This is a genomic window from Nocardioides daphniae (genome assembly GCF_004777465.1).
In the GTDB taxonomy this organism is placed as follows: Bacteria; Actinomycetota; Actinomycetes; order Propionibacteriales; family Nocardioidaceae; genus Nocardioides; species Nocardioides daphniae.
The window spans coordinates 1,920,061-1,932,933 of the sequence record NZ_CP038462.1 but is presented as its reverse complement, the minus strand read 5'-3'; the positions used below and the strand labels follow the sequence as shown (position 1 = coordinate 1,932,933).

15 protein-coding genes and 1 pseudogene are annotated in these 12,873 nt (G+C 71.5%); 5 read left to right on the top strand and 11 right to left on the bottom strand.

What is annotated here, in order from left to right:
* Nucleotides 1–66: 66 nt before the first annotated feature.
* From E2C04_RS09530 to E2C04_RS18670, 3 genes are all read right to left on the bottom strand, one after another.
* Nucleotides 67–2,664: a SpoIIE family protein phosphatase gene (locus E2C04_RS09530; protein ID WP_135832405.1), complete on the bottom strand. Its 2,598-nt coding sequence runs from the start codon at nucleotides 2,662–2,664 to the stop codon at nucleotides 67–69.
* A 111-nt stretch (nucleotides 2,665–2,775) separates the two neighbouring features.
* The gene (locus E2C04_RS18675) at nucleotides 2,776–2,916 is read right to left on the bottom strand and encodes a hypothetical protein (RefSeq protein ID WP_202977734.1); all 141 of its coding nucleotides are present in this window, start codon (nucleotides 2,914–2,916) and stop codon (nucleotides 2,776–2,778) included.
* 58 nt (nucleotides 2,917–2,974) lie between these two features.
* Nucleotides 2,975–3,292, bottom strand: coding sequence for an ATP-binding cassette domain-containing protein (locus E2C04_RS18670; RefSeq protein WP_202977733.1), 318 nt, complete (start codon nucleotides 3,290–3,292; stop codon nucleotides 2,975–2,977).
* 151 nt (nucleotides 3,293–3,443) lie between these two features.
* Here E2C04_RS18670 and E2C04_RS09520 point away from each other — a divergent pair, with 151 nt between their 5' ends.
* Together E2C04_RS09520 and E2C04_RS09515 are read left to right on the top strand one after the other, a co-directional pair.
* On the top strand, nucleotides 3,444–3,902 hold the full coding sequence (locus E2C04_RS09520; protein WP_135832404.1) for an RsbRD N-terminal domain-containing protein: 459 nt from the start codon (nucleotides 3,444–3,446) through the stop codon (nucleotides 3,900–3,902).
* The gene (locus tag E2C04_RS09515; RefSeq protein ID WP_135832403.1) at nucleotides 3,899–4,660 is read left to right on the top strand and encodes a PucR family transcriptional regulator; all 762 of its coding nucleotides are present in this window, start codon (nucleotides 3,899–3,901) and stop codon (nucleotides 4,658–4,660) included. Before E2C04_RS09520 ends, E2C04_RS09515 begins: the two co-directional genes overlap by 4 nt.
* A 6-nt stretch (nucleotides 4,661–4,666) precedes the next feature.
* Here E2C04_RS09515 and E2C04_RS09510 read toward each other — a convergent pair whose 3' ends face one another.
* The 3 genes from E2C04_RS09510 to E2C04_RS21435 form a co-directional block, all read right to left on the bottom strand.
* Complete coding sequence (locus tag E2C04_RS09510; RefSeq protein WP_202977732.1) at nucleotides 4,667–5,653, bottom strand: acyl-CoA dehydrogenase family protein; 987 nt, start codon at nucleotides 5,651–5,653, stop codon at nucleotides 4,667–4,669.
* A gap of 151 nt (nucleotides 5,654–5,804) precedes the next feature.
* Nucleotides 5,805–6,764, bottom strand: coding sequence for an acyl-CoA dehydrogenase family protein (locus tag E2C04_RS21440; protein WP_338088739.1), 960 nt, complete (start codon nucleotides 6,762–6,764; stop codon nucleotides 5,805–5,807).
* A complete protein-coding gene (locus E2C04_RS21435; protein ID WP_338088738.1) occupies nucleotides 6,671–6,952 on the bottom strand; it encodes a hypothetical protein in 282 nt (93 codons plus the stop codon). Before E2C04_RS21435 ends, E2C04_RS21440 begins: the two co-directional genes overlap by 94 nt.
* 176 nt (nucleotides 6,953–7,128) lie before the next feature.
* Here E2C04_RS21435 and E2C04_RS09500 point away from each other — a divergent pair, with 176 nt between their 5' ends.
* Both E2C04_RS09500 and E2C04_RS09495 read left to right on the top strand, forming a co-directional pair.
* A complete protein-coding gene (locus E2C04_RS09500) occupies nucleotides 7,129–8,244 on the top strand; it encodes an alcohol dehydrogenase catalytic domain-containing protein (protein ID WP_238694224.1) in 1,116 nt (371 codons plus the stop codon).
* A complete protein-coding gene (locus tag E2C04_RS09495) occupies nucleotides 8,241–8,693 on the top strand; it encodes an acyl-CoA thioesterase (protein ID WP_135832402.1) in 453 nt (150 codons plus the stop codon). Before E2C04_RS09500 ends, E2C04_RS09495 begins: the two co-directional genes overlap by 4 nt.
* Before the next feature lie 69 nt (nucleotides 8,694–8,762).
* Here the strand turns inward: E2C04_RS09495 and E2C04_RS09490 are convergent, their stop codons facing one another.
* Together E2C04_RS09490 and E2C04_RS18665 are read right to left on the bottom strand one after the other, a co-directional pair.
* A complete protein-coding gene (locus E2C04_RS09490; RefSeq protein WP_202977731.1) occupies nucleotides 8,763–9,986 on the bottom strand; it encodes a flavin monoamine oxidase family protein in 1,224 nt (407 codons plus the stop codon).
* 74 nt (nucleotides 9,987–10,060) lie between these two features.
* The gene (locus E2C04_RS18665; protein ID WP_202977730.1) at nucleotides 10,061–10,375 is read right to left on the bottom strand and encodes an FAD-dependent oxidoreductase; all 315 of its coding nucleotides are present in this window, start codon (nucleotides 10,373–10,375) and stop codon (nucleotides 10,061–10,063) included.
* Between the two features lie 363 nt (nucleotides 10,376–10,738).
* On the opposite strand from E2C04_RS18665, the gene E2C04_RS09485 reads away from it, so the two are divergent.
* The gene (locus E2C04_RS09485) at nucleotides 10,739–11,401 is read left to right on the top strand and encodes a Rid family hydrolase (RefSeq protein WP_135832401.1); all 663 of its coding nucleotides are present in this window, start codon (nucleotides 10,739–10,741) and stop codon (nucleotides 11,399–11,401) included.
* On the opposite strand, the gene E2C04_RS19760 is transcribed toward E2C04_RS09485, so the two are convergent.
* From E2C04_RS19760 to E2C04_RS18660, 3 genes and pseudogenes are all read right to left on the bottom strand, one after another.
* Entirely contained in the window at nucleotides 11,325–11,753 is a 429-nt protein-coding gene (locus tag E2C04_RS19760; RefSeq protein ID WP_238694223.1) for a hypothetical protein, read from the bottom strand. The two genes, E2C04_RS09485 and E2C04_RS19760, sit on opposite strands and share 77 nt — an antisense overlap.
* A gap of 205 nt (nucleotides 11,754–11,958) precedes the next feature.
* Nucleotides 11,959–12,335: pseudogene (locus tag E2C04_RS21980) on the bottom strand (Gfo/Idh/MocA family protein); the annotation flags it as partial.
* A gap of 301 nt (nucleotides 12,336–12,636) precedes the next feature.
* On the bottom strand, nucleotides 12,637–12,849 hold the full coding sequence (locus E2C04_RS18660; protein ID WP_202977729.1) for a hypothetical protein: 213 nt from the start codon (nucleotides 12,847–12,849) through the stop codon (nucleotides 12,637–12,639).
* Nucleotides 12,850–12,873: the final 24 nt, after the last annotated feature.

Here is a 12,873-nt window from a genome sequence, read left to right as displayed (position 1 = left end):
CATGAGTCAGCTCAGGCGCGCATCAGCCGCGCGAGCAACGCCTGCACGACGTGGTCGGCACCTGGCTCAGTCGGACGACGCCACCGGCTGACGCAGCCGCAGGGCGACGAGGGCGACGTCGTCCTCGGGCCGATCGGGAAGCAGGCGGGCCAGCAGCTGGTCGCCCAGGGTGTCGAGGTCGCAGCCCTCGGCCACCAGGTCCGCGAGGGTGGCGCGCAGGCGCTCGATGCCGTCGTCCAGGCTCTGGCCACGACGCTCGACGAGGCCGTCGGAGTAGAGCAGCACCGTCGCGCCCAGGGGCACGTGGGTGACCACCTCGGCGCGCTCGACGCCGAGGTCGATGCCCAGGAGGAGGTCGGGCCCGTCACCCTCGAGCACCTCGGTGACCACGCTGCCGTCGGTCTGCCGCACCGCGACGATGGGCGGCGGGTGGCCGGCGTTCGACCAGCGCAGCCGTACCGTCCCCGCCTCGACCTCCTGCGAGGTCTGCTCGACCTGCGCGACCACTGCGGTGGCCGTGGTGTCGATCTGCAGCGTCGGCATGGCGGAGTCGACCCTGCCCAGCACAGCGGCCGGGCCCTCGCCCGTGGTGACGGCGATGCCGCGCAGCAGGGCGCGCAGCTGGCCCATGGCCGCGGCGGCCACGGTGTCGTGGCCCACGACGTCGCCGATCACGACCACCACCGAGCCGTCGGTCTGGAGGAAGGAGTCGTACCAGTCGCCGCCCACCTGCGCGACCTCGGCGGCCGGCTCGTAGCGCACTGCCACCTGCAGGTGCGCCGGGTCCGGTGGCGGGGTGAGCAGGCTGCGCTGCAGGCCCTCGGCGAGGTCGCGCTGCTCGGCGTACGCCCGGGCGTTGTCCAACGCGAGCCCGGCGCGGGCGGAGATGTCCACCAGCGTGTTGAGCTCGTCGGGGGTGAACGCCGGCATGCCGCGGCGGCGACCGACGGTGAGTGCGCCGACCGTGCGGCCCCGGCCCCGGACCGGCAGGAACGCGACGTTCTCCGCCTCCAGCTCGAGGTACCGGTCGCGTGCCTCGCCCGGCTGCAACGTCGCAGTGACCTGCTCGTGGGCGCGGTCGGCCACCAGGACGGACCGCTCGCCCGAGAGCGCGCGGGCCAGGTAGGAGTCGTCGGAGAGCGCCGAGACCCGCAGGTCGACGTACCGCTGCAGCGTGTGCCGGCGCGACTCGTCGGCGTGCCACAACCCGATGTCACGCAGGTGGCGCCGCCAGTCGCGCTGGGTGAAGGGCTCGTTGTGGTCGACCAGCGTCACGATGCACCACTCGCCCAGTCGGGGCACCAGGAGCTGGGCCAGCCGCCCGACCGCCTGGTAGGTGTCGAAGGTCGAGGTGAGTGACGAGGTGACCTCGGCGAGCAGGGACCCGCGCTCTGCGCTGCGGGCAAGCTCCTCCTGGGCGAGGCGGCGGTCGGTGATCTCGAGGAAGTAGACCGAGAGTCCCTCCGGGCTCGGCCAGGCGCGCACCTCGTACCAGGCGTTGAGGGGCGGCGGGTAGTACGCCTCGAACGACACGGGCTCGCCGGACTCGACCGCGTGCCGGTAGTGCACCTCGAAGTCGCTGCCGACGGCCTGCGGGAAGAGCTCCCACAGCACGTGGCCGCTGAGGTCCCCCGAGACACCGGCCAGGAGCTGCTGAGCACGGGCGTTCGCGTAGGTGAACCGCCACTCGCGGTCGAGGCTGAAGAACGCACTCGGCATGGCCTCGAGCACGCGCGCGATGCGCGCCTCGCCCTCCTGGACCTGGGTGGTGTCCAGGACGGCTCCGACGAGTCGCTCGGCCCGCCCGGAGAGACCGGGGTAGGCCTCGCCTCGGGCCAGGACCCACCGCGTCGGACCCTCGGGCGGCACCACGCGGTACTCCACGTCGAGCACGCCGCACTGCTCGATCGTGTTCTGCCAAGCCTGCGTGACCCGGTCGCGGTCGTCGGGATGCACCAAGGAGCTGAAGGTCTCGATCCGGCCGTCGAAGTGGTTGCGCTCCACCCCGAAGAGCTCCAACGTCCGGTCGTCCCAGCTCAGCTCGCCGGTGTGCAGGTTCCAGTCGTACGCCCCCACGCCAGCGGCCTCGACGGCGACGCTCCAGATCTGCCGGTCCTCGCTGTAGCTGGCCTCGACGGCCGCCAGCTGCAGCTCGGCGGTCACCGCCTCGCCGAGCAGCTCCAGGAGCGCGACGTCATCCTCGGTCCACGTGCGGACGACGCTGTCGTACGCACACAGGGCACCGACCACGTGACCACCGACGCGGAGCGGCACCCCGGCGTAGGTGCGGACCGCACCACTCGTCACCGGAGGCAGACCCGCGACGCGGTCGTCCCGGGCGGCGTCGTGGACCGCCAGCGGCGACCCGTGGTTGACGGTGACCGTGCACATCGAGTCCTCCGCGGGGGACGCCTCGAGCTTCGCGGGGGCCGCGGGGCCCGAGGCACCCACCACCATCTGGACCTCCGAGATGATCGACACCTGGGAGGTGCTCGCGCCCAGCAACCGAGCGGTCAGCTCGGTCAGCCGGTCCAGACGCGTGGTGTCGTCGATCTGTCCCGTCACCAGGCGGGCGTGGGCGGATCGCATGAACTCCGGGTCGTCACCGTGGGTGCCGCTGAGGGCCGAGCGCGGTGCGGTGCGGAGCGGCTCATCGATGTTCAAGAACACTCCGTCAACTTGAGGGTAGGGCGCCGTGCTCCACCCTCGGCCCTCAGTATGGCACGGGGGCCAGGAGGGAGTTGCTCGTTCGCCGTACCGCCGCGACCGCTGACCTCACTCCGGCACTCCGCTCGCCGGCGGTGCATCGCCGTCCTGGCCGGAGGAGTCCTCGGTGATCTCCGCGTCGCCGATGTCGGTGACCAGCACCGGGGTGAGCGGTTCGGAACCTCTGCCCTTGAGCTCGACCAGGCGCATGCCCGAGATGCCCAGGTGGTTGTCGGCGCCGTAGCGGAAGGGGGCGGGTCCAGCACGGTCATCCCGTCGAACAGGCCGAGCCCTGGAGGGTGCGGGCGATCCCGAGGCGGGGCAGGTCGTGGGGGCGCAGCCGGGGGAGGTGGCGCCCGTGCAGCGCGTCCCGGCCCTCGTCGGGGCGTACGAAGCCGCACGCGACGTTGAAGAGTGTCGTCTTGCCGGCGCCGTTGGGTCCGATGACGCCGTGGACGCTGTGGGGCGCGACCGACAGGGAGGCGTCGGTGAGCGCCACGAGTCCGCCGAAGGTGACGGTGACGTGCTCGAGCGCGAACATGGCGGAGGCCTCGACCTGTGCCGTTGGTGCGGTTGCGTGCCCCACGGTGCCCTCCTCGTGCGGTGTGACCTGTACCACCCTGGTTGGCTGGCACATCGGGGTCATTGGTCTCGGCGCCCAGAAGTGCTTGGTCCCGGGGCCCCAAGGCCGCGTGGGGGGATGGTCAGAGTTGTGCTCCGAGTGCGAACCTGACCGCATGACCACCAGCGAGGTCGACGTCGAGGACGCCCTGCGGAGTGCGTGGGCGCTGCTGCTCGACCAGTCCGACTCGATCGCCGACACCATCACCCTGTCGCTCTTCGAACGCGACCACGACCTGTGGGAGCGCATCGGTCCGGAGTTCCGTGCCGACGTGCGCACCAGCACCCGCGAGCACATCCGCCGCGGTCTGCGGATCCTCTCGGGGCAGGGCCAGGAGCGCGGTGAAGGGACCGGCAACGCCGTCGAGCTCTGGCGCGAGACGGGGCGACGCCGCGCACGGCAGGACGTGCCGCTGGAGCTGGTGCTCAACGCCTACATGCTCGGGGCACGGATCCTCTGGGAGGCGTTGGTCGGGCGGGTGACCGTCGACCCGGCGATCCATGTCGACGACCAGGTGCTGCTGCTCGCGGCGCGCAGCGTGTGGACCACGCTGGACGTGCAGAAACCGTCGTGATCGAGGCCTACCGCCGTGAGACCTCCCGCATGCAGCGCCAGGACCTCCAGCGGGAGCAGGGACTGCTCGACGGGCTGGTCGAGGGGCGCGGCGCGGACCCCGCCTTCGCCGACGAGGTGTACGCAGCCCTGGGCATCGGGGCCGACGACGCGGTGGCCTGCGTCGCGCTGATCCACGACCGCCCCGACGTGGGGGACGAGCTGGCCACCGCCGACGACCGGCTCGACCGGCTCGGGATCGTCGCTCGCTGGCACGTGCGCTCCGGCGTGCACTACGGGCTCCTGTCGGGGCAGCTGCCCGACGAGGACACCTTGGTCGGGGTGTTCACGCCACCGGGGGCGGGGCGGATGGGGGTGGCGCTCTCGGCCGACGGGATCGCCGGCTTCGCGACCGCCTTCCAGCTCGCGTGCCGCGCAGCAGAGACCGTGCCGCGAGGTGCCCGCCGGGTGGTGGCGGTCTCGGAACGGCTCCCGGAGGTGCTCATCGCCGGCAACCCGCTGGTGGCCCCGCGGCTGGTGGCCGAGGCGCTCGGGCCGGTGCTGGCCCAGCCGCCCGCCCAGGCGGAGGTGCTGCTGGAGACCCTGGACGCCCTGCTGCGTCACGACGGCTCTCCCACGCACGCGGCGAGCGAGCTCTACTGCCACCGCAACACGGTGATCTACCGGCTCAAGCAGATCGAGCAGCTCACCGGCCGTTCCCTCGGCAACCCGCGGGACAAGCTCCTGCTGGGGCTGGCCCTCATGGCGCGCGCCCGCTGACCCCGGTCAGGCCAGCGGGTCCAGGGCGTCGTACGCGGCCACTCCCTGCGCGAGCGAGCGCAGGTGGTGCGACCCGTCACCCAGCAGGTGGTCGAGCGCGGTGAGGTGGGCCTTGAGGTTGCCGACCAGGTACTCCGCGGTCATACCGATGCCGCCGTGCAGCTGGATCGCCTCCTGCCCGACCAGACGACCGGCCCGACTGACCTGGAGGGCGGCCCGCGCAGCCGCCTCCCTGGTCGCGGTCGCGTCGCGCTCGGCGGCGACCATCGTCGCCCACCACACCATGCTGGTGCTGAGCTCGACGGCGACGTACATGTCGGCGGCGCGGAAGGTGAGCGCCTGGAAGGTGCTCAGCGGTACGCCGAACTGCTTGCGGCTTCGGAGGTAGCCGGTGGTCGCCGCCAGAGCAGCCTCCATGGCGCCGAGGGCCTCATGGCAGGCGGTGATCCGGGCCCGGTCGAGCGCGACGGCGATCCCCTCCGTGGCGTCGGCGCCCGCCTCCCCGAGCGGGACCCCGCGGGCGCCGTCCAGGACGACGCGGCTCACGCGGGTGCCGTCGTACGCCGTGGCGGTGGTCGTGGTCGCGGACTCGCCGGCGACCAGGAACGCGCCGGTGCCACCCTCGGGCAGCGCGGCGGTGACGACGAGCGTGCCGGCGTCGCCGTGGAGGACTGGTTCCTTGACGCCGCTGATCCTCCACTCGTCACCGACGAGGGTCGCGGTCACGGAGCTGGCGGTGTCGCTCCACCGCCTTCCGGGCTCGGCGTGCGCGAGGGCGAGGTGCAGGTTCCCGGACGAGAGCTCGCCCAGCACCTCGGCGCGCTGTGCGTCCGTGCCCAGGGAGGCCACCACGCCGCCCGCCAGGACGACTGCGGCCAGGTAGGGCTCGGGCGCCAGGACGCGGCCGACCTCCTGCGCCACGAGGCCGACCTCGACGGGGCCAGCGCCCATCCCGCCGTCCTCCTCGGAGAAGGGCAGCCCGAGTGCACCCATCTCGGCGAGCGCCTTCCACAGCGTCGGGTCGTGCCCGAGGTCGCTGCTGACGCTGCGGCGCCGTTCCTCGAAGTCGCCGTAGCGGCGCGAGCAGGAGCGGCCGCGCGCAGGGCGATCTGTTCGTCGTCGAGCGTGAAGTCCATGTCAGTCCCTACAGTCCGAGGATGGTGCCGGCGATGATCTGGCGCTGGATCTCGTTGGAGCCGCCGTAGATCGAGGCCTTGCGGTAGTTGAGGTAGACCGGGGCCGAGCGCCGGGCCCACAGCGGCAGGTCGCTCTCCGAGTCGGGAGGCACCAGGGAGGCAGGCCCGGCGAGGTCGACGACCAGCTCGCTGACCGCCTGCTGGAGCTCGGTGCCGCGCAGCTTGAGCACCGAGCTGGCGGGGTGCGGCTCTCCTCCGTCGGAGTGGGCGACCACGCGCAGGGTGGTGAGCTCGAGTGCCAGCAGCTCGTTCTCCAGCTCGGCCACCCGGGCTCGGACCACGGGGTCGTCGAGCTGGTCGGCGGCGACCTCCTTGGCCCGGCCGAGCATCCGCTTCACCATCGCGACCGGGGCGACGCCGACCCGCTCGTTGCCGAGCAGAAACTTCGCCATCGTCCAGCCCTGGTTGACCTCGCCCACGAGGTTCTCGCCGGGCACACGTACGTCGGTGAACCACACCTCGTTGACCTCGTGGCCGCCATCGATGAGCTGGATGGGCCGGACCTCCACGCCTGGCGACGTCATGTCGATCAGCAGCATCGAGATGCCCGCCTGCTTCTTCACCGCAGGGTCGGTGCGCACGAGGGTGAAGATCCAGTCGCCGTACTGGCCCAGCGTCGTCCAGGTCTTCTGACCGTTGACGATCCAGTCGTCACCGTCGCGCACGGCGCTCGTCCGCAGGCCGGCCAGGTCGGAACCGGCGTCGGGCTCCGAGAATCCCTGGGACCACCAGATGTCGAGGCTGGCGGTGGCGGGCAGGAAGCGCTCCTTCATCTCCTGCGAGGCGAACTGGATGAGCACCGGGCCGATCATGCTCACGTTGAACGGCAGGGGGGTGGGGACGCCTGCGCGCTGCATCTCCTCGTGCCAGAGGTGGCGCTGCAGCTCCGTCCACCCCGCCCACCCCACTGCTGCGGCCAGTGCGGCACCGCAATGCCGGCGTCGTTGAGCGCCCGCTGGCTGGTGCGGAACATCTGCTCGGTGATCTCGCCACCCTCCAGGACGGTCCGGCGGACCTCGGCCGGCACCACGCTGGTGAACAGCTCGGCCATCTCCTGGCGGAAGGCCTGGTCCTCGGCGGACAGCGAAAGCCGCATCCCGACGCCCCTCTCTCCTCGTGAGCGTTCATCATGCGCGCGACCGTCGTCCACGTACAGGGGCGCAGCGCACAAACGGAGTTGATCGCTCCGACGGCGTCTGGCCCTTGTGGACGCCCGCCCGGCTGCATACGTTGGCGCTGGCCGCCGTGCGCCGGCCCGACTGGGAGGTTCGCATGCAGATCACAGGAGCCGTGCTGCGTACGGTGGGGGCACCCCGACCGTACGAGGTCTCCACCCCGCTCGACGTCGTGCCCCTGGAGCTCGACGGGCCTCGTGAGACCGAGCTCCTCGTCGAGATCGAGGTGGCGAGCGTCTGCCACTCCGACCTGTCGGTCGTGGACGGGTCCCGGAGCCGCCCGACCCCCATGCTGCTCGGCCACGAGGCGGCAGGACGGGTGCTCGAGGTCGGCTCGGGCGTCGACGACATAGCCGTGGGGCAGCGCCTGGTCCTCACCTTCCTGCCACGGTGCGGCGCGTGCGGCGGGTGCGCGAGTGACGGTGTCGCCCCGTGCGTGCCGGGATCCGCCGCCAACGGTGCCGGCGAGATGCTCGCCGGTGGCGGGCGCCTGTCCGACGCCGAAGGCCCGGTGCACCACCACCTGGGGGTCTCGGGGTTCGCCACTCACGCGGTGGTCGACCGACGCTCCGTGGTGCCTGTAGGCGACGACGTCCCCGCCGAGGTCGCCGCCCTCCTGGGATGTGCGGTGCTGACCGGCGGGGGAGCGGTGGTCAACGCCGCGCGACCTGCCCCCGGGTCGACCCTGGCCGTCGTGGGCCTCGGCGGCGTCGGCATGGCGGCGCTGGTCACGGCGCTCGCCCTCGACGACGTCGAGGTCGTCGGCGTGGACACCTCCCGGGCCAAGCGCGACCAGGCACTCCGGCTCGGGGCCAGCCGCGCCCTCGACCCCGACGAGGCCGCCGCCACCCTGAAGGCAGACCGGGTCGTCGAGGCCGTGGGCCGCGCCAGCGCCTTCGAGCTCGCCGTCGCATGCACCGCCGCCGGCGGCACCACCGTCACGGTGGGCCTTCCCGCCCCCGACGACACCGCGACCGTCTCGCCCCTCGCCCTGGTGGCCGAGGGGCCGCACCATCGTCGGCAGCTACCTGGGGTCGTCGGTGCCCGCCAGGGACGTCCCGATCTTCGTCGACCTGTGGCGCGGGGCCGGTTGCCCGTCGAGCAGCTGATCAGCTCGTCGCTCCCACTCTCCCGGATCAACGAGGCGATGGAGCGCCTGGCCGAGGGAAGCGAGCTGCGCCAGCTGATCACCATGAAGGCGGACGCACGATGAGCACGCCTCCCACCGTCGACGACTACCCCGTACAGGTCGGCCAGCAGGTGCGCTGGTCCGACGTCGACATGTACGGCCACGTGAACAACATCGTCTACTACGGCTGGTTCGACACCGCGATCAACACGTGGCTGCAGGCCGAGGCCGGCGTCGAGCCGGTCTCTGCCGACGCCATCGGCGTGGTGGGCGAGTCCGCCTGCTCGTACGAGAACGAGGTGGGCCTGGGCGACGAGGTCACCATCGGGCTCGCGGTCAGGGAGGTCGGGCGCAGCAGCATCACCTACGCCCTTGCCGCCTTCGTCGACGGACGGCGAGCAGCGCTCGGGCACTGGGTCCACGTGTACGTCGCCCGCGACGGCTCGGGGGTCACCCGCGTGCCTGCTCGGATCGCCGGGGTCGCCGAGAGTGCCCGCGCCGACGTCCCCGTCGTCACGTTGCGGAAGCTCTGAGCCGCGGGCCCGCACAGCATCGTGCGGTGCCGTGGCGAGCGATCGCCACGACACCGCACGAAGGAGGGGTCAGGCGCTCATCACTCGCGCGTGCAGCGCCTGCACCGCGTACCGAGCGGCCCAGAAGGCACCGTGCTGCCAGGCGGAGATCTCCGACATCCAGTCACCGGCGAAGTAGACGTTGCCGGTGCCCTGCTGCAGCTTCTTGAAGAGCGGCGACGTGGTCTTCGGGTAGGCCCACGCGCCCTCGATGTAGGGCACCTTGTGCCAGGCGATCGAGAAGGACGACTCCAGCTCGGTGCGGTACTTCGGCCCGAAGATCTTCACGCCCTGCGCCACGGCCCGCGCCTCGCGCTGGCGTGGTGAGAGGTCGGCGTACGCCCGCGCGTTGGCACCGGTGTTGTAGTAGCCGACCATGAGCCCCTTGCGCCCGCCGTAGCCGTACGAGGGGTGCCAGACGTGCGCCAGGTCCATGTCGGTCTCGGTGATGCCGCCGTAGATCCGGTGGTCGTCCTCCCACCAGCGCGACTTGTACTGGAGCCCGATCTTGCCGGCGGGGGAGCCGACCGAGAACTCTCCCAGCGCCGAGTCGATCTCCGAGCCCCAGTTGGTGTCCCAGCGGCGCATCAGGCCGGCGGGCGCCGTGACCACCGCGAAGTCGGCCTCGATCTGCCGGGTGTGGCCGCGCTTGGGCTGGTAGGTGACCTTGACGCCCCGGTGCGTGTTCTCCACGCCCGTGACGGGGGAGTTGAGCAGCACGTTCTGCTGGCCGATCGCCTTCACGAAGTAGCTGTAGGTCGTGTCCATGCCGCCGACCGGCTGGAACATCAGCATCGCCTGTTCCCAGTTGTTCTCGAACGAGAAGTACAACCCGACCTTGCTGGCGAGCACCTGGGAGGCGGTCCCCGGGCCCGGCAGCGGCGTCCCGTGGGCGTTCCAGGCCGTCGGGTACTCGGAGAAGCCCCGGTTGTTGCCCCCGGCGTACGTGCCGTTCGACTGCAGGGAGCCGAACGACCGCAGGAAGTCGCGGAGGTTCTCCTTGTCCTCGGTGGTGAGCTTCTGGTCGAGCGCGCCCTGGTCGGTCGCGTAGTTGAGGAGCTCGGAGGTGTAGCCGAAGACGTCCGCCTTCGCCGTGCGGTAGCGGATGGGGTTGCCGGGGGTGGCGCCGCTCTTCTCGTTGTAGAGGTACGCGTCCGCGTTGGCGTTGGTGAACACCTCGTACGGCACGCCGAGCTCGCGCATGTAGTCCATCGTCACCATCCACTGGGCGATGCGCCCGGCGCCGGCGTTCATGTAGACGTCGCGGTCGAAGCGCGCGGTCTGCTTGATGCCGTCGGTGTCGGTCTCGGAGTCACCGTCGCGGATCGTCAGGGTGCGGCCGCCCCGCGGTGGCGGGCCTCGAGGACCGTGACGCGGTAGCCGGCCTTGCGCAGCTCGTACGCCGTGGCGAGGCCGGCCGGACCTCCGCCCACGACGACGACCTTCTTGGACGATCGTCCGGACAGCGCGAAGTCACTGCGGCCCGGAGGAGTCCAGGCCTTGCTGGGCGGCTGGGCGGCCGCCGTGGGGGCGAGACCCACGGCTCCCATCGCCGCGAACATCACTCCCGCACTCGAGCCCGCTCCGACCGCCTGGAGGAGGCTGCGCCGCGAGACGCCGGACAAGACTTCTTCTTCGACCATGGGAGGTCCTCTCGTCAAACGGACCTGACACGCGGCCGTACTTCCGGAACCCGTACCGGAGGCCGAGGTCAGCGCCCGGCATGAACGTAGGGACGCCGTGTGACGCGGATGGGCCTCGCGCGTTTCGAGCGAGTCACAAAAATTGAGTAGATCCAGCGTGGGACAGGTGGGGCTTCACCTCTTAATGCAATGAAGTCGCGGCGCCTGTGCTCGCAGGTAGCCAGCCGAAACAAAAGTTCGTTGAAGATTCGTGGGTGACACGTCGGTGTTACGTCCACGTGACCCTCTGCCTAGCGTCCAGCCCCATGGCCGACCCCTCGGCCGCCCTCGAACGCGGGGGCCCGCACTGTCTCGGAGGCAAGGATGAAGACTGCACGCACCATCGTGACCGCTGTCGTGGCCACGGCCGCACTGGCCGTGCCCAGCACTGTCTGGGCGCACGACAAGCTGTTCCGCCCGGACCCGAAGGAGGCGTTCTCCTTCGTCACCGGCGACACCCCGAGCATCGCCGACGGCGTGGCCTTCGGGAAGGAGGTCGCCTGGTACAAGTCCTCGGGTCTCGGGCCATCCGCGATGAACACCGCGGGTGCCACACCCGAGCAGCGCTACATCCCCACCGACGTCTTCCCCGGCGGTGTGCTGCCGGCCGGTGTGACGATCACCGAGGCCCAGGGCATCAACACCCTCATGCGCATCGGCGAGAACCTCGCCGCCGCGGGGCTCTCGTACGACGACGTGGTCTCGATGCGGGTCTTCCTGCAGAACCCGGCGGGCGAGGAGAAGATGGACTTCGCGGGCTGGAACCGCGCCTACCGCCAGTTCTTCGCCAACACCAACCTCAGGACGGGCGCCACGATGACGGTGCCGATGGGGAGCGTGCAGGGCGCGCCCATGGTCGTGAACCCCGCGCGGCCCTCCCGCTTCGCCCTCGAGATCGAGAACCTCCCCGTCAACGGCTGGCTGGTCGAGGTCGAGGTCGACGCGGTCTATCCCGAGAAGTCGAAGCAGAAGCCGAAGAGGAAGTAGTTCGCCACTCCGCGCTGCGGGGGCCGCTGCGGCAGAGCGACGCCTCGGCCTCCGCCAGCACCCGGGTGACCTCGACGCCCACCTCGAGCGGCGCCGGGCACGGCTCGTCCAGACCGTGTGCCCGGCGTACGAGGTTGTCCAGGGCGCGGGCGAAGGGCTCGACGGCGTCGACGGGAGAAGCGTCGAGGACGAGCTCGCTGCCGTCGCCGCGCAGCAGCCGGAACTCCTCGACGTAGTCGGGCGAGTGCAGGGAGACCGCGATGTCGGCCTGCGCGCCCCTCCTGTGCTGCGTACGCAGCTCGACCCCGTGCCCGGAGCGCTCGGCCGTCACCGACTCCACCGCGCCGAGCACCGGACGAGATGGGCCAGCACGTGGGGTGCGAGGTCCCACAGGGCCGCCAGCGGCTCCGCGCGCCACACCGAGTCGCGATAGGGCGAGTCGGCGGCGGCGACGTCGGCGAGCCACCTGACCCGGGCGCCGCTCCACTCCTGCGTGGCAGCGGCCTGGAGAGCCTTCTCGAAATCGGGGACGAAGCGTCGGTGAAGAAGACGGACGCCTGTACGCCGCCCTCCCGCACCGCTGCGGCCAGCTCGTCGGTCGCGCGCAACGACGTCGCGACCGGCTTGTCCAGCAGCAGGTGGCGGCCAGCCCGGGCGGCCATCGCAGCCAGGTCCGGCTGCACCTGCGGCGGCACGCGAAGGTGACCACGTCGACCCGGTCGAGCAGCTCCTCGAACGAGGCGGCTGCCTCCACGTCGTACCGCTGCGCCAGTGACTGCGCGCGCTCCGGCGTCCTGCCCCACACGGAGACCAGGTCGGCGTGCTGGGCCGCCACCGCACCTGCGGCGTGCACCTCACGGGCCCAGTGGGCGGTGCCGACCACGCCGACACGCAGGCGGGGGATCGAGTCGGGGGACGTAGGGGTGTCAGCCATCGCCAGAGCCTAGTTCCGGGGACCGCGGGCGACTAGCGTCGAGGTGACGTCGTCAGGAGGGGAGGGCGCTGGTGCCGATCTGGTTGCAGGCCGGGGCGTGGGGGCTGGTCGCAGGTGGGCGCTGGTCCTGGGGGCACTCGTCGCATGGTTCGTGCACGTCCCGCAGCGCGTCGTGGCCTCCGTGATGGCCTTCGGTGCCGGCGTGCTGATCTCGGCGTTGTCCTTCGACCTCATCGACGAGGCGGAGACGACCGGGGTGACTGGCCGCGAACCGTCGCGGGGTTCCTCGTGGGGCCGTAATCTACGTGCTGGCCAACGTGGCGTTGTCGCGCCGTGGGGCGGCCCACCGCAAGCGCTCGCAGGACCAGCAGCCGTCGGAATCGGAGCGCCAGGGGTCGGGGGCCGCGATCGCGATCGGGGCCCTCCTCGACGGCGTCCCGGAGTCGGTGGTGCTGGGGCTGTCGCTGCTGGGCGGCAACGGCGTGGGCGTGCCCGTGCTCGCCGCGATCTTCATCTCTAAACCTTCCGGAGGGGCTCT